The sequence below is a fragment of the Shewanella sp. HL-SH8 genome, assembly GCF_051165765.1.
Lineage (GTDB): Bacteria > Pseudomonadota > Gammaproteobacteria > Enterobacterales > Shewanellaceae > Shewanella > Shewanella glacialimarina.
This window is the reverse complement of sequence record NZ_CP195039.1, coordinates 1,028,819-1,050,029: the sequence shown is the minus strand read 5'-3', so window position 1 is coordinate 1,050,029 and position 21,211 is coordinate 1,028,819. Positions and strand designations below refer to the sequence as shown.

Below are 21,211 nucleotides of genomic sequence, written 5' to 3'. Positions count from 1 at the left end.
AATCTTGGTGATGAAGTCATAGAGGCTAATCTTCAGGGTGAAATCAAAACACGCAAGCAATGTAGTTTTGACTGCCCCGTAGAATGGGTAACACTCGCGGACTATCTACCTAATACATCTTTCTTTGATTTCTTCGCAGCCTTCTTTTCCTTTGCGGTTAGCAGTGGTTGCTTTTTTACATCTTTTTTACTGTCTTGTCCTTTGCTCATAATATTTTTCCTTTAATAACAAATGCATTACCTAAAGTCAGCTTGAGTCAACTTGAGGACAGTTCCTAGCTTTTGGCATCAATGTAAGTTTGTGATGTCAATCAGTAGAGCAAACAGTATGAACCTAATAAAGCCCAACTGAAAGAGGTTATTGAGATTAGCTTGTCAATGGCTTGCTATGTAAGCTCGCATAAGTCTTTAACTTAAGTGCCAAGAAAATATTAATAATAATATTCTTCTGATGCACTTTTATCTTATTTTCATCATACCAAGCCAAATTTAAAGCATAAAAAAACCGCTGCCTAGGCAACGGTTTTTTCAGCGATAAGTTAAGAATTACTTCTTAGCTTCTGCTGCTTTACGCTCTTTAACTTGAGCAACAACTTTCTCAGAAACGCTGTTAGGACATTGTGAGTAGTGAGCGAATTCCATAGAGAATTGGCCACGACCTGAAGTCATAGTACGTAAAGAACCGATATAACCGAACATTTCTGATAACGGTACTTCAGCTTTAATACGAACACCAGTCATACCAGCGTTTTGATCTTTGATCATACCGCGACGACGGTTAAGGTCACCAATTACGTCACCCACGTTGTCATCTGGGCTGAACACGTCAACGTTCATGATAGGCTCAAGAAGTTGTGGCTTAGCTTTAGCGATAGACTGACGGAACGCGCCTTTAGCAGCGATTTCGAACGCGATAGCTGAAGAGTCAACTGCGTGGAATGCACCATCAGTTAATTCAAATTCAACGTCTAACACTGGGAAGCCAGCGATAGTACCTGTGTTCATCATGCTACCAAAACCTTTCTGAACCGCAGGCCAGAATTCTTTTGGAACGTTACCACCAACAACAGAAGACTTAAACACAAAACCTGTGTTTGCAGCACCTGGACGGATTTTATAGTCAATTTTACCAAACTGACCAGAACCACCAGACTGTTTCTTGTGCGTGTAGCTATCTTCAACTTCTGCTGTAATAGTTTCACGGTAAGCAACCTGTGGCTCACCAACAATTAGTTCAACACCGTAAGTACGCTTAAGGATGTCTACTTTAATGTCTAAGTGAAGCTCGCCCATACCTTTAAGGATGGTTTCACCAGAATCTATGTCAGTTTCAACACGGAAAGATGGATCTTCTGCAATCATTTTACCGATAGCGATACCCATTTTCTCACTGCCGCCTTTATCTTTTGGCGTTACAGAGATAGAGATAACTGGCTCTGGGAATACCATAGCTTCTAGTGTACAAGGGTGCTTAGGATCACATAGAGTGTGACCAGTTTGCACGTTCTTCATACCAACGATCGCAATAATGTCACCAGCTTGCGCTGAATCAATTTCTATACGTTCGTTAGCATACATTTCAACCATACGGCCAACACGCTCAGATTTGCCAGTGAATGAGTTAAGGATGGTGTCACCCTTCTTCAAACGACCAGAATAAACACGTACGAATGTTAATGCACCAAAACGGTCATCCATAATCTTGAATGCTAATGCTTTAAACGGAGCATCAACGTCAACGATTGCGAATTCGCCATTTTCGTTACCTTCTTCGTCAGTTAGCGGTTGTGGATCAACTTCTACTGGATCTGGTAAGAAATCAACAACGGCATCTAGTAATAACTGCATACCTTTGTTTTTGAATGCTGAACCACAGTATGTTGGGAACACAGCCATTGTACGAGTACCCGCACGGATACAACGCTTAACGTCTTCTATAGATGGCTGAACACCTTCCATATAAGCTTCTAATAAATCATCGTCTTGCTCAAGAGCAGTTTCGATTAGCATTTCACGGTATTCTTCAACTAAGTCAACCATGTCAGCTGGCACATCAGTAATTTCGAAGTTTTCTGGTAAACCAGAATCATCCCAAATGTGCGCTTTACGAGTTAGTAGGTCAACAACACCAGTGAATTGGTCTTCGATACCGATTGGTAAAACCATTACTAATGGATTAGCCGCTAAAACGTCTTTAGTTTGCTTAACAACATTCAAGAAGTCAGCACCCATACGGTCTAACTTGTTTACGAAGATGATACGCGCAACTTCTGAATCGTTAGCATAACGCCAGTTGGTTTCTGATTGAGGCTCAACACCGCCTGAACCACAGAATACGCCGATACCGCCGTCAAGTACTTTAAGCGAACGATATACTTCAACAGTGAAGTCAACGTGGCCTGGAGTATCAATAACGTTGAAACGGTGATCATTCCAGAAACAGCTTACTGCTGCTGACTGAATGGTAATACCGCGCTCAGCTTCCTGTTCCATGAAGTCAGTTGTAGATTCGCCGTCATGTACTTCGCCGATTTTGTGGATCTTACCGGTTAGCTTAAGGATACGCTCGGTGGTCGTGGTTTTACCCGCGTCAACGTGAGCGAAGATACCAATGTTTCTGTATTTGGATAATTCGGTCATGATTCAACTTTAATGATTAGTTTAAGAAGTAGACGGAGCATGCGAAAAGTACCGACACACCGCACATCAGGTTATTTTAGGCGCATATTGTAAATTGGAACCATGCTGGGCGCAAATAGGAGTTGCAATATTTATGACTTTTCATCAAAAAAAAATGCCAAAAAAGGCAATTAATCTATACAAAACAGCAAAATAAAAATAATTGAATATTTTTTAACCAAACAAGAAAAAAACTACCATTTGGTCAAAATATTGCAATTCACCTACCTTAAAGCCAATTAAGATATTTTTTATTGAAAAATAGAGTTGATTTAAACAAAAAAATACCCGCACTTGGCGGGTATTTTTATCTGGCTTACAAGATTAACTTATATCAGTTAGCTAAGCCGTTATGCGTCAACCGGTGAGATAACAAACAATAGGTCATTTTGTGAAACTTGTTGACCGTTACTGTTTAAAATACGCTCTATACGGTATGTCTGATCTTCAGGATACAAAACTGCATCTTGACGGTTAAAGCCTGCTAATGTCACTTGCGAGAACATCTTCATAGCTTCTGTTAATGCTAATGTTTGATCCACAGTCACTATGTCGCCTTCTTTAACAAAATCAGCTTCACCCGGTGCTGGTGAAGTGTAGAAAATACCTGCGCCCTGTGCCAATACTTTCAGCTCATTACTTTCACCAACACGTAACGACTCAGTATCTACTTTAACGTTTTCTGCCGCAGCTTCCATTTCCGCAATAAGCTCTGGAATATCTAGCTCAGCCATTAAGCGTGGTAAGTAGTTAGTGTCGTATACGCCTTCATTGAAAGTGCGATCTTTAAGAATACGCTTCAACAACGGAATGTTGGTCGCAATACCTTTAATCACTACTGTATCTAAATATTCATACATTTTCTTGATAACATCTTCACGATCGATACCACGAATAATGATCTGCGCGATTAAACTGTCATAGTATGGTGATATTTCTTTACCGGCTTCAGCAATCGAAATCAGCTCCACATCATCACGCTTTGGCATCATACATTCAGTGATCATACCTGGGTTAGGTAATAGCTGCAGAATACCATGACTGTCTAAGGCGGCTTTCTCGGCCGTCACACGTACTTCCATCGCATAGCCTTGATCAACAGGCTGAAGGTTTTCAATTGAACGACCTGCGGCGATATCAAACTGTGCACTAACGATATCAATACCTGAAGTGGCTTCAGTAACAGGATGTTCAACTTGCAGACGTGTATTCATTTCCATGAAGTACACTTCATTGGCATCTAAGTTATAAATAAACTCAACAGTACCGGCGCCCATATAATCAGTTGCGACACCCAATGCACGAGTATATTCCATCACGCGTTGCTTAAGCTCTTCTGGCAACATAGTTGAACCAGACTCTTCAATCACTTTCTGGTTATTACGTTGCACAGAACAATCGCGAATACCTAATACCTTGGTATTACCGAATTTATCACGTAGCAATTGGACTTCGATATGACGTAACGAGGTGACATACTTCTCTAAATACAAGTCGCCATTACCAAATGCAGCTGCGGCTTCTGTAGCCGTTTTTTGGAATAAACCAATCATATCCTCGGCGCGTTTAACCACCTGAATACCTTTACCACCACCACCTTGTACTGCTTTAAGTAGTACAGGATAACCAATTTCAATTGCCACATTTACGGCTTGCTCAGCATTAGTCAAAATACCGTGGCTACCAGGAACAACTGGGACATTTTGTGCTTGAGAGGTATGAATCGCGTTAGACTTATTACCCATAGTGGTCATGGAATGCACACTTGGGCCAACAAAGTTGACACCATTATTCACACACAATGCAGCAAATTGTGGGCTTTCTGATAAGAAACCAATACCTGGGTGAAGCGCATCAACATCTTCGTAGTCAGCCACTCTTAACACTGAATAAGCGTTTAAGTAACTTTCATCAGAGGTATTACCACCAATACAAACCAGTTTATCGGTCTCTTTTAGCATATCCGCTGGTACAGAAGTCATATCTGGATCGGATGCAACTAATACCACGTTGATATTATTATCATGGGCTTTGCGAATTAACTTAACCGCTGTACAACCACGGGCATGAATAAGCACTGTGTTGATAGGCTTCATTAATGCACGGGGATCATTTTGAAGAATAACTTCTTCAACCTCAACCACCTCAGGCACCAATGTTGATAAGGCTTGACCAATAACGTCTTCAATACGTGCTGTTGGCAGTGGCATTAATGGATCAATACCCGTCAACAAACCGTCTAACGTGTCGCTAAATGGGTTGTACACTAAGCCCGTCATTGCACCTGGCACTTTCGACAAGTAATTCGACAGTGTCGCGGTAGACGGCAAATATGCTGGTACCACCATTTGGCCTGCAAATGGCATATTTGTGCCAGACAAATAGTAAGTTTGTACTAAAGGATGCGTTACAAAACTCGCTTGTGCGCCACCGGTACAGTCACCAAAACCAAACATCAATACCGGTAATTCGTTATCACGAATAAAACGAGTGATACGATCGTTTACTACAGCCATTGAGAATAGCGCCGCTGCGCCTTCTTTGGTTTGCATACCACCAGAGCTAATAAAACAGATAACCGGAAGTTTACGCTTGGCACATTCAATTAATAGCGCACTAAACTTCTCAGCGCTGGCCATATCAAATGCACCCGCTTGGAAGGCGATATTTGATACTGCCACACCCACGCGTAGTTTTTTACCTTCGTGCTTAAAATCAGCAAGACCTGTTATCAAACCACATGGGCGAATTTTCTTATCAATGGCATCTTCAATCGATAAACGGAACCCAGGGAAGTTAAGCAAGTTAGCCGACATTTTGTCTGCATTAATTTCGTCAAACTGAGTAAAGAATTTGGCAACCACATTCTCCCAACCCATTTTGCCTTTTTGCTTCTCTTCACGAAGGACCTTCTGGATTAATAAATCTTGATAACCCATGGTCAAACGGTTCCAGAAATCTTTACGACGACCAATACGTACAGGGTTGATTGTCCCTGTGTATTTATCGTGCTCATCTTCACTGTCAAAGTATTCTGGTAATAAACGCTCAAAGAAATAAGTCAAGATAACGAATAATGAATCGTTAAGTTGTGGGAAACCAACACTTTTCCATTGTTCTACACGGGTTAACAATTCAGCACGGTTCGATTGTGCCATAAAGTATTTAAGCCATTTGTAGAACTTGGCTTTGTCATTGGCTTCATCATTAGTTGAAAGTGCATTATCAATTGATTTATGCAGTAATTTATCAACTGATGCACGCGCCAAGCTTTTCGACATCATCGCTTCTTTCGAAATAGACGCTAAGCTGCCTACAACATTGTCATACAAGGCGTTAAAGATCAGAATATTGTGACAGTGCCAAATAAAATCTTCACGAAGTTCATCATTAACCACGACATCTAATACGGTCAGTTGATTTAGCTCAGGCCATGCGGCTTGCGTTGCTGATTTTGGTAATGACTCTAAATGCTGAATTAAGCCTTTAAAGTTGTTAGCTGCGTTACCTTTCCAACGGTGGAATAAAGACCAGGCGAGGTTAAAAATTAATGCCTTACGTGCTTTTTTATAGTTCTCTTTCGGCTCTCCCAAAATAAAGCGAGTAATGACGTTACGCTCAGTAGACACCTCACTGCGTTTAGTCGAGAAATTGCCCCATAACTTATTAAGGTCTTCATCGTAAACCAGCTTATCAGGGTTTGTTAACCAAGCTTGGAACACACGCTCTTGCTCTTGCTTGATACGTTCAAGCAAATCACCTTCTGGTACGCTCACTTTTGATAAACGACCATACTGCTCAAGCGAGATAGAATGGATACGGCTGCGCAAGGTCAGGTAACGTAAATATCGGTATGCACTACCAAAAATATTGTGGTGCATGGTCGGGTTGCTTGCCACAGCCAAACCGGTATTATTTTCGAGGGTAACGAGATTCTTAGACGGTGCTAAGAAACGCTGTAAACTGCGATCATAATGTTCTTTTAAATCGTCAGACTCACGCACAAAGTTCACTGCCGCACGCTCAACCGCTTCAATTGAACTAATAATGGCACGACGTAAGTTATGTTGGCGCTCATCTTTATCGCTTGGGGTGAAATCGATAATACCGTCGATACAACCTGCGGTATAAAGCTCTTCAGGCGATACCCCCACAGACTTAGCACATTCCTGCCAAGACAAGTTGTACTTACGTGCAATGCTTTGTAAACCTTGCGGTTGGATAGTATTAAAAATACCATCACGGATAGACAACAAAATGTTAGCTGCAGCCAGTGGAATAGCACCACCAGAGTAACCTGCACCAATCACAATACCCACTGTAGGCACGTCAACGTTGGCGCTTTCTGCAATGGCTTTAGAAATAGTATGTGCCTGGTTTTGACTATTGGCGATTTCACCCGCATCGGCACCTGGTGTGTCGATAAGGTAAATAATAGGCATTGATAATTCAGCAAAGTGACGGATCGCTTTGCAGGCCGCTAAATGGTGCTCAGGCATCCAAGCACCGTTAGCAGTGCTGCGCTCTTGGGCAACAAAACCAATTCGGCGAGTTCGAGTGCCGAAGTTTAACTCAACTTCAGCACGGTAAAATGATCCTAGATGGCTTTCTGCTATGATTTTACCTTTTAAATCGGCAATCATTCGTTTCGCGCCAGGGCGATTTTTGTCTTGCGGCGGTAAAATAACTTTATTGACGTAGCCGTCAACATCCAAAGACGCCAAACCTTTTAAGTTTGCTTGAATCGCATCTTCAGTTAATAACCCTTTAACTTCTTCCGATAAACTCTGCTTACTATGGGCAGGAAATAACGAAAAATCTTTAGCCAGGTGTTCAGCTTGTAAAAATAATGGATCCGCTGATAGTACTTTAGTCTTGTTAGCGGGCTGCTTTTTGCTGGTCATCCTTAGATCCTCTGCGTCGTTAGCCTCTGAAATTTTTAGCCCGTAAATATAACTTTGTTAATAGGCTAATTACCATATAAACTACCTTGGACGCTTTGTTCCATAAATGAGACAGTGAGGGTGATATGCCGGATTTGAACGGTATGATGCTGTTTGCAGCGGTAGTAAGGGCTAACGGATTCTCTCAAGCTGCACGAGACATCGGACAAGCTAAATCAACAATTAGCCGTAAAGTTGCTCAACTTGAGGAAGAATTAGGGGTGCGTTTACTGCAACGTAACACCCGAAATATCAGCTTAACCCAAGTTGGCGCGCTATATTTTCAGCATTGTGAAACCATTAGCCAAGAAATTGAAGCCGCCAATGCCATCATAGAAAACACCCATAATGACATTTCTGGTTCATTAAGAATTGCCATTCCAGTGTCTTTCTCACAAGAAGTAATTGGTCACTTATGCTCAAGTTTTATGCGACTTTACCCCAATATAGAGTTAGATATTCAGTTTACCGACAGCGACATTGGCCTAGTGGGTGAAGGTTATGATATTGCCATTAAGTACGGTCCTTTACAGTCTTCTGATTTAGTTGCCAGATTATTATTTGAAAGACAACCGATTTTAGTCGCCAGCCCAAATTATATTAAAAAACATGGCGTCCCCGCTTCACCGCAAGAACTCAATCAGCACCAGGGCATATTATTAGGCACGAGTTTATCAGCGCCGATTTGGTCGGTAGGCAAAGGCAACCGTAAGTTTATGGCCACCTTTCAACGTAAAGTACGGGTTAACAGTGCAAAAATGGTTAAACGCTTTGCCTTAGATGATTTTGGCATTGCCTTATTATCCAATACCAGTTGCAAGCAAGAAATCGCCTCGGGCAATTTAGTGCCTATATTGCAAGAATGGCCAATGGATTCTATTAAAGTGTATGGCGTATATTCAAGCAGGCGACAATTAGCCTCAAATATCAGTGCCTTTTTGGACTTTATTGCTAAGCGTTACAGCAATCAAGAATCATTAAGCGCAATAATGAAATAAAGCATAAGTTATATAAGCTGGAGTTAATCCATAAACCCCTTTGCCAATAAGGGCAGTTTTTATGGTATAACCAAGTCATTAATGACGAGATTATCAATAATATTCGTCGCTATCAGCTTCTCGAGGACTGCCAAGATGCTATCAACACGCCTACTTATGCTTTCTAGTTTGGCTTTAATGGCCACTGCTACTATGACTCAAGCAAACACGTTAACTAAAGATGTAGAAGAGCTGCGCTTACCTTTGGCCAGTAAAACTATGCCACGTATTGTCGACCGCTATCAGGACGTCACCGAAGGCGCTAACAATAAACTGTCCAGTGCAACCGATGAACTCGCTATTACTCAAATGGTCGCTAACGAAGGGCATCTTTTATGGCTGCAGGCTGTAAAAGACGTACAATCAGGCCATACGGATGATCGCGCTTTATATTGGAGCCGACTGATGATGCGTGAAAGCCTTAAAACACAAAGAGTCGGTTATAACATTGCGCCTTGGCAGCGTGAAATTTTGGTCAGCGCGATTGAAAAAACGTCACGTGGTTTTAGTGATATTCATTTTAAAACTGATACACGTATTAAAATTTTACTGACAGGCTTCGACCCTTTCTTCCTCGATAAAGATATTGGTCAAAGTAATCCTTCAGGAGTCACCGCGTTAGCCTTAGATGGTTATCAATTCAATATCGGCGGTAAAATAGCTCAAATAGAAACAGTCATGATCCCGGTACGTTTTGCTGATTTTGACAAGGGGATAATTGAATCTTTACTCACACCTATTTACCGCGATAACAGCGTTGATATGATTTTCACTGTTAGCATGGGCCGTGAACAATTTGATATCGAACGTTTTCCGGCTCGAAATCGCAGCGCTGACGCACCTGATAACCTTAATGTCTTAACTGGCGCCTCTAAAACTAACCCATTGCCACCAATGCTAAATAACCAACCTTTAACTGGCCCTGAGTTTGTCGAGTTTTCACTGCCGATAGCGGCGATGCAAAAAGAAAAAGGTCATTGGCAAGTGAATGACAATCACCAGGTTAGCACCATTGACCGTGGCCAGTTTGAAGCAAAGTCGCTTAATGAACTACAAAATGAAACGTCTGTAGAAGGATCTGGTGGTGGCTACCTTTCTAATGAAATCTCTTATCGTAGCATCTTATTGATGCAACAATTTGGTCGTAACATTCCTGTTGGTCATATACACACACCTAAGGTAAAGGGTTATGATTCACAGGCTGAGCATGACATTGTCGAGCAAATTAAAGTGATGATTACAGCCGCGGCGGCAAGCCTATAACTTTTCTAGTTAACGTTATTTAACGGTTTATCGTTTAAACGAGTACAATTTAACTCAGCTTTTTCAGCCCACTTATTTAAAGGTATTACCTTGTCACAACGTTTGTACCAGCATTTACACACTATGGCTCAAAAACTGGGCCTTAGCGTTAATTCGCTTACTGCAAAACCCAAAGTGAGCTTAGCTTATTCAAACCAGCAAGCTTTCACTCACACACACATTGTTCATCCTAAGAATATTAGCCAGATTCAGCAAAGTGTTATCGATAAAATTGAAATTGATTATCAATTGGCTGAGCACTATTTTAAGCAAACGTTTCCGCGTCCATTGGTTCAATTTACCTTAAGGGGTAAAAGTGCTGGTACAGCTCACTTGCAACTCAATAAACTGCGCTTTAATCCGATATTACTTGATGAAAATACCGCAGTATTTATCGATGATGTAGTGCCGCATGAAATCAGCCACTTACTCAGTTTTCAACTATTTGGCCGAGTTAAACCCCACGGGGCTGAATGGCAAACTATTATGCGAAAGGTTTTTAACCGCGTCCCAAAAACCACTCACCAGCTTGATACACAGTCGGTACGAGGCAAGCAATTCGAGTATTTTTGCGGTTGTGGCAGCGTGCAACTTAGCGTGCGACGCCATAACAATGTGCTAAAGGGTAAAACCCAGTATCGCTGTAAGTCCTGCCAGCATACCTTGCAAAATACACCGCTCTCACAATCGTAATGCAAACTTACTGCTTACCTCATCTATAACTAATAAGCGTCAAGGTAGTAAACAAGAACCACAGCATCAAACAGATTTCATCCCCCTATCATTGCATCAGTCGAAAGTATCCCTTACCATTTCGCCAAAATGACAGGCAAGGCCAGTTTTCATAACAGCTTTAGTCTGCAATATTGACATATTAAGGTCCGCGCTATCATGTTTTATCCCCCCATCAAAATGCGATTATTCGCACTTTGCACATTGTTGTGTGCATCTTTACTGCCTTTAACTACTGCAGCGGCGGAGCACCCGACTAACTTCAGTCAAGCTAAACGTATTATTCGCACTATTTATCAGGACAACTTGCCGCTTAAGAGCTTTTATTGTGGTTGTGACATCGCCATCGCCGGTAAAGTTTGGCAGCCTGAACATCAAAGTTGTGGTTATCAAGTCCGTAAACAGCAAATTCGCGCCAACCGGATTGAGTGGGAGCATGTCGTTCCGGCTTGGGAGTTTGGTCACCAGCTACAATGTTGGCAGCAAGGTGGCCGTAAAAACTGCGGTAAAACTAGCCCACAGTTTAAAAAAATGGAATCTGACTTACATAACCTCACCCCAGCAATTGGCGAGGTGAATGGCGATCGCAGTAACTTCCGTTTTAGCCAGTGGAATGGTAAAGCGGGTCAATACGGTCAATGTGAAATGATTATAGATTTTAAAGGCCGTAAGGCTCAACCGCCTGCTCGCAGCCGTGGCGCGATAGCCAGAACCTATTTTTATATGCAGCAAACCTATGCATTACAGATTTCATCTAGCCAGCGCCAATTATTTCAAGCCTGGGATAAAAGTTATCCGGTAGATAAAACAGAATGTAAACGTGATAAGTTAATTGCCAAATCCCAAGGTAATCATAATGATTTTGTGCAAAAACAATGTCAGAATCTAGGGTTAAGCCAATAACACAAGATCGGATACCACTACCCATGAGAATCCCAAGGATTTACCAAGCGATTGATTCACTTAATGTCGATCAAATCGTTGCTTTAGATGAAGATGGTGCAGCCCACATTGGCAAAGTATTGCGCATGGGTGAAGGCGATCAAATCAGTCTTTTTTGTGGTGATGGCAATGACTATTTAGCCGAAATAACTCAATCGAGTAAGAAAAACGTCTCTGTTAAGGTCTTATCTGCTACAGAGAATCAATCTGAATCACCTTTGGATTTGCATTTAGGCCAGGTGATCTCGCGCGGCGATCGCATGGAGTTTACCATTCAGAAATCAGTAGAACTGGGTGTCACTTCCATTACACCGCTATTTTCTGAGCGTTGTGGTGTTAAGCTTAATGGCGAAAGATTAGATAAAAAAATTCAACAATGGCAAAAAATTGTCATCAGTGCGTGTGAGCAATCTGGCCGCAGTGTGGTGCCTAAAATTAGGCCCGCAATGGAATTAATGGATTGGTGCCAGGAGCAAACCCAAGCATTAAAGCTGAATTTACATCCGCGTGCGGCTCACGGCATTAATGGCTTAACTCAATTAGGCCAAAAGAATAAAGTACGCTTGCTAATTGGCCCTGAAGGCGGCTTGTCAGATCAAGAAATCACCATGACTGAACAATTTACTTTTACCGACGTATTGCTAGGCCCACGCGTGCTACGTACTGAAACGGCTGCACTGACCGCGATAACAGCATTACAACTCAAATTTGGTGATATCGGTTAATGCAATATACTGCAAACGGCTATCACATATTGACACTTTAAGGATATCAACATGATTAAACTCGGCATCGTGATGGACCCCATTAGCGACATTAATATCAAAAAAGACTCAAGCTTTGCTATGCTACTTGCGGCGCAATCCCGTGGCTATCAGCTGTTTTATTTAGAAATGAAAGATCTCGCTATGGTAAATGGTCGAGCTATGGGCAATATGCGATCACTAACCGTGATCAATGATGCCGCTAAATGGTTTGAGCTAGGTGAGGCGATTGATACACCGTTAGCTGATTTAGACGTCATTTTAATGCGTAAGGACCCGCCATTTGATACCGAGTTTATTTACGCCACTTATATGCTTGAACGTGCTGAAGAAGAAGGCACATTAATCGTCAATAAGCCGCAAAGTTTACGTGATGCTAATGAAAAGCTATTTACCGCCTGGTTTTCTGAATTTACCCCTGAAACGGTAGTTACCCGTGACGCTCAACGTATTCGTGCGTTCCACCAGCAAAAGTCAGATATCATTATCAAGCCGTTAGACGGTATGGGTGGCAGCTCTATTTTTAGGATCAAAAAAGATGACCCTAACGTAGGCGTAATTATTGAAACCTTAACCAACTACGGTCAGCAATATGCGATGGCACAGGCGTTTATTCCAGAGATCACCTTAGGCGACAAACGTATTTTAGTTGTCGATGGCGAGCCAGTACCCTATTCATTAGCCCGCATTCCGATGAAAGGCGAAACCCGTGGCAATTTAGCGGCAGGTGGACGCGGTGTGGCTCAACCTTTATCTGAAAGTGATTGGAAAATTGCCCGAGCTATCGGCCCTGAGTTAAAAAAACGTGGCTTAATTTTTGTCGGTTTAGATGTAATTGGTGATAAACTCACCGAAATTAATGTCACTAGCCCAACGTGTATCCGTGAAATTGAAGCGGCATTTGACGTTGATATTACAGGTATGTTGATGGATGCCATCGAGGCACGTGTTAACCCAGCTCAATAATCAGGAAATTTCATGCTGTTTTTAAACACTTATCGTGGATTTGCTAGCGTATTTTTGTTTGCTTTGACTAACCTTGTCGCCACAAGCGCATTAGCCAATGAAGCCAATATCGTTAGCGATCCCCAAGCTCAAGTGAGCACGCCAGCAGCGATAGCGATGGCAAATAGCAGCCAAAACATTTCACAATCACGTCCTAAAAATATTATTGTGATGATTGGTGATGGCATGGGACCTGCTTACACATCAGCCTACCGCTATTATAAAGATAACCCTGAAACAGAAGAAGTTGAGCAAACGGTATTCGATAGACTATTAGTGGGTATGGCAAGTACTTACCCCGCTACCGTAAGTGGTTATGTCACAGACTCTGCCGCGTCAGCAACAGCCTTATCAACCGGCATAAAAAGCTATAACGGTGCTATTAGTGTTGATGTCGAGAAAAGCCCCTTAACCACCTTGCTTGAGAAAGCTAAAACACTGGGCTTATCTACTGGTATAGCCGTTAGCTCACAAGTTAACCACGCGACTCCCGCGGCGTTTTTAACCCATAATGAAAGCCGTAAAAACTATATTGAAATAGCACAAAGCTACCTTGATACTGACGCGGATGTCATTTTGGGTGGCGGACAACGCTACTTTTCAGCCGAGCTACTTAGCCAGTTTACGGCCAAAGGTTATCAGCATATTACTGAGTTTAGTCAGTTAGATACACTCAGCTCACCTAAAGTATTAGGCTTATTTGCAGATGTTCAATTACCTTGGGTTATTGATACTAAGCAAGCACACCATTTAGGCGCGCTGACCCAAAAGTCACTTGAATTACTGTCGCAAAACCCAAATGGTTTTGTGCTGTTAATCGAAGGCAGTTTGATTGATTGGGCAGGACACAGCAACGATATCGCAACCGCGATGGCCGAAATGGATGGTTTTGCCCACAGCATTGAAATTGTTGAACAGTTTGTTCGTCAGCAAAAAGATACCTTAATGATAATCACCGCCGATCATAATACCGGCGGACTGTCAGTTGGTGCTAATGATGAATATGTTTGGAAACCGGCGGTGCTACATAAAGTAAAAGCCAGCCCTGATGTAATTGCTGCAAAGGCTATTGCAGCACAAGCATGGCAAGCGATTGTCACTAAGCAATTAGGTTTTGAGCCAAATAGTCAAGAATTTACATTACTCAACAACGCACGCATGCAAGGCAATGAAGCCATGGCAATATCACTGCGTAAGTTAATTGATGTTTATTCAAATACCGGTTGGACCACTCTGGGCCACACTGGTGATGACGTGCAAGTTTTTGCTTCAGGCCCTGGTGCTAAGCTATTTTCAGGCCATCAGGACAATACTGATATAGCCAATAAAATATTCAGCTTATTACCAAGCTCAGCTCAGTGAAAGCACTATTAACGATTAGCTAAGCCGATATTTCAACCTTGGCTAGCTCAATATATTAAAGCGACATTAGTCGCTTTAATTTTTTAATTATACAAATGATAGTAGGTCAATGTGTTAACTAATCCATCTCAATTATTATTAAGAAACCATCACGAATTTGCAGGCCTTAATATTCTTATCCTCAATTATGAGTCCGATACCTTAGCGCATCAATGTATTGAGAACGCCAAAAACGTGACTGCATTGGCGTTGGATTATAATCACCACTTAACCCTATCACCTTATGAAAATGACCGTTTACGCTGTTACTTTGCCCCTAAGTTGCCAGACGCGCAGCAGTTGGAAAAGTTTGATTGTGTGATTGTCTATTTCCCTAAAGCTAAGCCATTAGCGGAATACTTATTTGCCTTGGCAGCCAGCCATCTTGTCGAAGAAGGATTACTGCTGGTTGTGGGTGAAAACAAGGGCGGCATAAAATCGGTAGATAAACTATTACCTGACGCTTTTAGTTCAGCAGTTAAGATAGACAATGCCCGTCACAGCTTGCTATACCGTGCATATCTCACACAAGACGTAGCACCGTTAAAATTAACTGACTGGATGACACAATACACAGTCGACACCCCCCAGGGTGACATTACCATTTGTAATTTAGTCGGTGTTTTTAGCGAGAAAAAACTGGACCTAGGTACTGAATTATTACTGTCTAACTTACCTAAACTGAGTGGTCGAGTATTAGATTTTGGTTGTGGTGCAGGGGTAATATCGGTCGGGCTACTCAAGCAATATCCTGAACTTAATATTGAATGTATCGATATCAATGCAATGGCTTTAGCATCATGTGAGCTCACCTTAGCGGCAAACCACATGCAAGCTAAGGTTTACCCTTCCGATGGTTTTAACCAAATTGAAGGTAAGTTCGACGGGATTATTTCTAACCCCCGTTCCACGATGGCTTAGATAGAACATTTGCCATAGCACATGCTTTTGTCACCCAAAGTGCCACACGATTGAGTGCTAAAGGAGTGTGGCAAATTGTGGCTAATCGACATTTACCCTATGCCGACAACATAGCCAACACATTTGGCTCAGTTAACGTCCCAGCCGAAAACAATAAGTACAAACTGTACTGTAATAAAAGTAAATAGCCTCAACTCGGATTAAAATATTCGCTCAATAGTCGGTCTATTGCACGTTAATGTAACCCAGTTGACAAAGTAAGCATCTGCTCGGTAAACGATAATCTACCGAACAGATGTTTAATAACATGTCATTAAATCAACATTAGCAAGTCAATGACTATTAAGCTGTGACTTTGATGCTGGATAATTTAGCTAAATTCCGCTAAATTCGAGGTATAGTGATTTTTATATAAACTCGTTTTAACACTCCAATAAAAATAATAAATAAAGGACATTATGTTAGAGCCTTCTGTTGCAGCATTTAATGCTGAAAAATCTAAAGTAGAATTACGGCTTATCCCCAATACTCACGGCCCTATTTCTACCGATGATGTTAATCAGCTTCTTAAACAGCCTGATTTTGCCATGCTGTTTCCTGTCACGCCTGCGATAGACAAAGCGGTTAAAGAAGTGAATGCTCTGTGTGGCCAAAAACCGGGAAATCATGAGCTATTTTTCACTATTGCTGAGCGTAAAGATGGCAGTATTAGCATCAGCATTAGTGACGATAAAATGCAGGCAACAATGAAAATTACTTCCGCATGGGGTGGTAAAGATATTGTATTAGCCGATGTACTCAATAATCTTAAAAACCATAAAATAAAGATGGGCTTAAGTAAGCCTAAAATTATGGCATTACTACAAAGATTAGATATTTTACCACCGGGTGAATTTTGCGAAGGCGAAATTGCCATCGGTAAAGCCCCCATAAACGGCGATCATGCCATTTTAACCCGTAAAGTACCGCTCGCTAGGGAACGCTTATTACAGCCGCAAGAACGCGAAGATGGGACCGTAGACATGCGCAACTTAGGTGCATTAGTTACTGTAAAACCCAATGACGTATTGATGGTAAAACAACCGGCAACCTCTGGTACGGCTGGCTATAATGTGCATGGTGATACATTAAACCAAACACCGGGTAAAGATAAGTTAATGATGCCTGGTAATGGTACGGCCCTACATCCTAGTGACTCCAATAAACTAATAGCAACGGTATCTGGTCAACCGGTCGAAAATAAAAAAGGCATGCAGGTTGATGACGTATTACAGATCACAAATGTCGATGTAAAATACGGCCATGTAAACTTTAAAGGCAGCATATTAATTACCGGTGATGTACATGAAGGTATGCAGGTTAAATCCAGTGGCGACATTACTGTAATGGGTTTTGTTGACTCCGCCAGCCTTGAGGCTGAGGGTGATGTTATCGTCAGCAAAGGGGTTATTGGTCGCTTAATTAAAGAGCACGAGTTCAGTACTAAAATTCATGCCCAAGGGCAAATTTGTGCCCAATTCGTTCAATATTCAAATCTCATCGCCGAAGGTGAAATCCTGGTGACCAAGCAGCTTTTACATAGTCATTCTCACTCAGGTAGTACTATTACAGTAAGTGATGCCCAAGGTCGACGAGGAGATCTTGTTGGTGGTAAAGCCACAGCAGCGAAAGGGATACGTGCGGTGGCTTTTGGGGCTACCGCCGGGACGAAAACTGAACTATTCTGCGCCATGCAGCAACAAGAGTTGAAGCAAGAGTTAAAAGTATTTGATGAAAGTGTCAAGCAGCTTGTGGTAGCAGGTCTTGATATTGAAGCAAGACTACGCAAGCTTCCGCCAAAGAAAGACTGGCAAAACGATGCAGGCATGATTGAACAAGTCAAAATGATGCTAGATCAAAAAAATCTTATTGCTGCAGAACGTTTGAAAGAAGAAATTGAATTTGAACAAGTTAAGAATGAAGTAGATGGTTATTACGACAGATATTTTATTCGCGCCGAGAAACACATATTTGCCAATGTTGAATTGCATATTGGTAATGCTCAAAACCGCACCCAGCGTGAACATGGACCGAGCACGGTCAAAAATATTAATGCAGAAATCAGCTTTGATTACAGTCGCTAATGCAACCAACTGATAAGCCTATCAGCACCATTATAAATTGGCCTGCCATCGTGTTGCTGCATCAACACGATGACCTCGCCTATATTGCCGATCAATCTGCCTGGCAAGAATATCTTGATCATGAGGCAGCTAATCTAGTTGCTGAAGATAAACTCATTGATATCACAGGACAATGCTGGCTAATGACTGAATCTATTAAGCAGCACACATTAACATCCAGCACGCCAATCAGCCTTGAGCAATTTATTACCATAGTGCAGCGATTCGCACAATTACAAGGACAGTGTTGCAGCAGTAAATTAATCTTCTCAAACTTTCAACAGGGCTTTGCAATCATTGAGCGATTAGATTGATTAAGCTAGATTGATTGAGCAATTGATTGAGCTATTGTCAGGCCTCTGGCAAAATAGTGACAATTTTACTGAGTAAGTTTGAGAGTGTGCATGGAGTTATTAAATATTGAGTGTCTTGGTAAACGGCTACGTTTAGAAGGCTCAATGGCCGGTTGGCAACAGCTATATTGGGACAACCAGTTGGTGTCACAAAAATCAGCTTCCCCCAATAACCAAGCGTTTCACATTCATCAGTTTGAATTGACCTCACAATCAACCCGCCCACTCTCAACTCCATCGGCTAAGCAAAACACCGACAGTTTAGAAAATAGTGCGCTAGATGATGTTATAATTGATAACATTCAGACCAATGCGATTCCAGTAAGGCTTGAAGTCGATGTTAAATGGCAGCCTTTTTATCTTGAATACTGCGTGTTAGTTGACGAAGAGCAAATCAGCCAAGGCCAACGAACAACTAAAGACATTGAACAACAAGTCCCCGAAATAGCCGTACCTAAAGCTAATAAAATCAGTATGGTCGGTTTAGCGTCACTAGGGTTTAAGCTTTTAAAAAGCGCTAAAGCGGTCAAAGCCTTGTTAGCAGGAGCCAGTGTCGCAGCCTATTCTTGGTTATTCTCTATTGAATTCGCCCTCGCCTTAATTGCCTGTCTAGTATTCCATGAATATGGCCACATTAGAGCTATGAAGCACTTTGGCATGAAAACCAAGGGCATCTATTTAATCCCCTTTATGGGCGGTCTAGCCTTAAGCGATGAGCGCATTAACACTCGCTGGCAAGATGTGGTCATCTCCATCATGGGTCCCACATTTGGCTTGTTTTTGTCTATCGCTTGCTTGGTAGCTTACTGGGTCACGGGCAATGTTTTTTTTGCCGGCTTAGCCGCCTTTAACGCGTTACTCAACCTGTTTAATCTATTGCCTATTCTGCCATTAGATGGTGGCCATATTTTAAAAAGTATCAGCTTTTCGATGAATAGCGTCACAGGGTTAATCGCCTGTGTTGCCGGAGCCGCTATTGGGGTCTTTATCAGTTACAGCTTAGGCTTAGCCTTGTTAGGTTTTTTATTATTAATTGGTAGTTTAGAGATTGTTTTTGAATGGCGCGGTCGTCATCAAAGCCATTTGTTACCGCTAGACCGTTATGGACAGATCTTTTCAGCTATTTGGTATTTGCTAACCGTTAGCGCGCTAATCGGCATTATTTGGGTTATTGCGGCTACAGGTGATGATATGTTGCGGATGCCACTAGAGATACTTAAGAGTTAATTGGGGTATTACTTAGTCGGTTAATTCAGACTAATGTCTCATGTTTACTCATTGCCTGCCGCAGGCCTTAGTGCAGATAATCCAGCGAGACGCCAGTTCTTGATTTTAAAATCAGCGTCCCTGTGGGCTTAACCAAAACATCCCTGTTTTGGATACTCGCTGGCTCATCTGCACCTGAAATTTCATCTCTTCGATTTAGCTTCACTCACAACGACTACCAAAAGCAAAATATGAAGATAAATTTAGTGAATCTTTGAATGATTCATTTGAATTGAGGACATCGAGACTCTTTACTCCGAGAACCCGTGAGCTTGGCATTGATGCCACGCTAGCTTTCGTTTGGCCAAGGACGGCCCACCGGAAGCGATAGGGATTTTTGATAATGGCAGAAGCAGACTAAAAACGCGGTTCAAAGCTGGATCGGTCCCCATTGAGAATATGCGCTTTTCAGCATTTTTCGTTTGGGGCGCTGGGTGATCCAAGAGGGGATTGCTGTTGCTCCCCTTTTGGCCGGTGCAGGATCGAATCCTGCGATGTTGCTTCTCTCTTTTTATAGAATCAAGTCAAATACCACGACTTACCTCAGCCGTTTAGGCCTCAAAACAAAACCAAATTTAAAGCTCGAATACATTAGTCATCACTTTATACAACTCTGTCCCTTGATGAACAGACGCCGAGGCGAAGTGCAAAATAGGCACGCAGTCTTTATCTAAACTCAGCGGTGTAAAAGCCTTGTCTGAACCATATAAATCTAAACGTAAAATATTCACCAACGCATCGCCAGCCAATAATGGCTCACCGACTGCGGCGCAATACTCAACCATGCCAGATTGCGGAGCATGAAACTTTTTATAATCTTTTAGATAACAGCCATAACGCGACAGTTTTGCAGGTTCAATAGCTTGTTTAATCACCTCACGATGGCTTAAATAAGCCAAAATACCATTGGCATCGACTAAAGCATCTGCCATATCAATCCGCTCTTGGCTAGCCAGCTCAAGGGTAAACGCTGCCACTGGCACATCAAAATGACGGCCTTTACTCGCGGCATAATCGGTTAGTTGCCACCAGGGACAAAATGCAGCCTCATCCATGGCGCCGCCAAAACTATTCGGAATGATCAAACTGTAGGGAATAGAGAAAAACTTAGCTGAGTCGAGATCATACTCAGGACAATACAGATGCTTACAAGATTTTGGCCCTGTATGTAAATCAAGCACGATATCGGCTTGATGAGCCAATGACTGCAAACTCACCGCTAATCTATGACCTGTAGTGATGCCCCAAGGCTGTTGTAGCTTGGTGTGACAAGCCTCTATTAGTGTTGCCTTAAACGATTTAATCAGCTCATCATTAGGTAAATCTTGATACTGTTCATACCAGGCAGCTATGTCGATTTTATGATCTAAGTACTCACGGTTCCAATTAACACCGGTTATTGGGTCAAATCGGCCTAGGGTAAACTCACCACTTTTTTGATTAATACCCAGCGGGTTGGCTAAAGGGGCAAGCACAATATCCCCTAAAACCTCAAGCTCTTCTAGCAAGGTCATTAGTTGATAAATTACCGCATTACCTATAATTTAATATGAAAAATAAAAATCAGATACTAATAAATATTAGATAGAATGCTACTTATAAGAATTAAATGTATCCTGTGTAAAAATCACCTTTTTTATAGAAGGATACTCTACTTTCTAAATAGTGAGGACGATTTTGGATAATAATAAACGTTGCTAGGATA

General features: G+C 41.9%; 12 protein-coding genes and 2 pseudogenes. 11 read left to right on the top strand and 3 right to left on the bottom strand.

Annotated elements, in window-relative coordinates:
* Nucleotides 1–545 precede the first annotated feature (545 nt).
* Nucleotides 546–2,639 (bottom strand): elongation factor G, encoded by a 2,094-nt coding sequence (gene fusA, locus ACRWQN_RS04735; protein WP_434939946.1) that lies wholly within the window; start codon nt 2,637–2,639, stop codon nt 546–548.
* 389 nt (nt 2,640–3,028) lie between these two features.
* Nucleotides 3,029–7,582: a biotin carboxylase N-terminal domain-containing protein gene (locus ACRWQN_RS04730; RefSeq protein WP_434939945.1), complete on the bottom strand. Its 4,554-nt coding sequence runs from the start codon at nt 7,580–7,582 to the stop codon at nt 3,029–3,031.
* 125 nt (nt 7,583–7,707) lie between these two features.
* Between ACRWQN_RS04730 and ACRWQN_RS04725 the strand changes: the two genes are divergently transcribed.
* From ACRWQN_RS04725 to ACRWQN_RS04675, 11 genes and pseudogenes are all read left to right on the top strand, one after another.
* Entirely contained in the window at nt 7,708–8,619 is a 912-nt protein-coding gene (locus tag ACRWQN_RS04725; protein ID WP_434928239.1) for a LysR family transcriptional regulator, read from the top strand.
* Nucleotides 8,620–8,754: 135 nt separating this feature from the next.
* Nucleotides 8,755–9,921: a hypothetical protein gene (locus tag ACRWQN_RS04720; protein WP_434939944.1), complete on the top strand. Its 1,167-nt coding sequence runs from the start codon at nt 8,755–8,757 to the stop codon at nt 9,919–9,921.
* Between the two features lie 90 nt (nt 9,922–10,011).
* On the top strand, nt 10,012–10,653 hold the full coding sequence (locus ACRWQN_RS04715) for a SprT family zinc-dependent metalloprotease (RefSeq protein ID WP_434939943.1): 642 nt from the start codon (nt 10,012–10,014) through the stop codon (nt 10,651–10,653).
* A 198-nt stretch (nt 10,654–10,851) separates the two neighbouring features.
* Nucleotides 10,852–11,595: an endonuclease gene (locus ACRWQN_RS04710; RefSeq protein WP_434930530.1), complete on the top strand. Its 744-nt coding sequence runs from the start codon at nt 10,852–10,854 to the stop codon at nt 11,593–11,595.
* A 23-nt stretch (nt 11,596–11,618) separates the two neighbouring features.
* A complete protein-coding gene (gene rsmE / locus ACRWQN_RS04705; RefSeq protein WP_434939942.1) occupies nt 11,619–12,359 on the top strand; it encodes a 16S rRNA (uracil(1498)-N(3))-methyltransferase in 741 nt (246 codons plus the stop codon).
* 51 nt (nt 12,360–12,410) lie between these two features.
* Complete coding sequence (gene gshB, locus ACRWQN_RS04700) at nt 12,411–13,364, top strand: glutathione synthase (protein ID WP_434930532.1); 954 nt, start codon at nt 12,411–12,413, stop codon at nt 13,362–13,364.
* Nucleotides 13,365–13,520: 156 nt separating this feature from the next.
* A complete protein-coding gene (locus ACRWQN_RS04695) occupies nt 13,521–14,765 on the top strand; it encodes an alkaline phosphatase (protein ID WP_434940595.1) in 1,245 nt (414 codons plus the stop codon).
* A 111-nt stretch (nt 14,766–14,876) separates the two neighbouring features.
* Nucleotides 14,877–15,913, top strand: a pseudogene (locus tag ACRWQN_RS04690) (methyltransferase).
* Between the two features lie 270 nt (nt 15,914–16,183).
* The gene (locus tag ACRWQN_RS04685; protein ID WP_434939941.1) at nt 16,184–17,848 is read left to right on the top strand and encodes a DUF342 domain-containing protein; all 1,665 of its coding nucleotides are present in this window, start codon (nt 16,184–16,186) and stop codon (nt 17,846–17,848) included.
* Entirely contained in the window at nt 17,848–18,201 is a 354-nt protein-coding gene (locus ACRWQN_RS04680; RefSeq protein WP_434939940.1) for a DUF4144 family protein, read from the top strand. Before ACRWQN_RS04685 ends, ACRWQN_RS04680 begins: the two co-directional genes overlap by 1 nt.
* A 90-nt stretch (nt 18,202–18,291) precedes the next feature.
* A complete protein-coding gene (locus ACRWQN_RS04675; protein WP_434939939.1) occupies nt 18,292–19,467 on the top strand; it encodes a site-2 protease family protein in 1,176 nt (391 codons plus the stop codon).
* A 614-nt stretch (nt 19,468–20,081) separates the two neighbouring features.
* On the opposite strand, the pseudogene ACRWQN_RS04670 reads toward ACRWQN_RS04675, so the two are convergent.
* Nucleotides 20,082–21,044: pseudogene (locus tag ACRWQN_RS04670) on the bottom strand (succinylglutamate desuccinylase/aspartoacylase family protein); the annotation flags it as partial.
* Nucleotides 21,045–21,211 lie beyond the last annotated feature (167 nt).

What these genes read in the sequence shown, in the direction of transcription:
- ACRWQN_RS04685 (WP_434939941.1), top strand. Translation starts at nt 16,184, where the DNA reads ATGTTAGAGCCTTCTGTTGCAGCATTTAATGCTGAAAAATCTAAAGTA.
- rsmE (WP_434939942.1), top strand. Translation starts at nt 11,619, where the DNA reads ATGAGAATCCCAAGGATTTACCAAGCGATTGATTCACTTAATGTCGAT.
- ACRWQN_RS04695 (WP_434940595.1), top strand. Translation starts at nt 13,521, where the DNA reads ATGGCAAATAGCAGCCAAAACATTTCACAATCACGTCCTAAAAATATT.
- gshB (WP_434930532.1), top strand. Translation starts at nt 12,411, where the DNA reads ATGATTAAACTCGGCATCGTGATGGACCCCATTAGCGACATTAATATC.
- ACRWQN_RS04710 (WP_434930530.1), top strand. Translation starts at nt 10,852, where the DNA reads ATGTTTTATCCCCCCATCAAAATGCGATTATTCGCACTTTGCACATTG.
- fusA (WP_434939946.1), bottom strand. Translation starts at nt 2,639, where the DNA reads ATGACCGAATTATCCAAATACAGAAACATTGGTATCTTCGCTCACGTT.
- ACRWQN_RS04725 (WP_434928239.1), top strand. Translation starts at nt 7,708, where the DNA reads ATGCCGGATTTGAACGGTATGATGCTGTTTGCAGCGGTAGTAAGGGCT.
- ACRWQN_RS04680 (WP_434939940.1), top strand. Translation starts at nt 17,848, where the DNA reads ATGCAACCAACTGATAAGCCTATCAGCACCATTATAAATTGGCCTGCC.
- ACRWQN_RS04720 (WP_434939944.1), top strand. Translation starts at nt 8,755, where the DNA reads ATGCTATCAACACGCCTACTTATGCTTTCTAGTTTGGCTTTAATGGCC.
- ACRWQN_RS04675 (WP_434939939.1), top strand. Translation starts at nt 18,292, where the DNA reads ATGGAGTTATTAAATATTGAGTGTCTTGGTAAACGGCTACGTTTAGAA.
- ACRWQN_RS04730 (WP_434939945.1), bottom strand. Translation starts at nt 7,582, where the DNA reads ATGACCAGCAAAAAGCAGCCCGCTAACAAGACTAAAGTACTATCAGCG.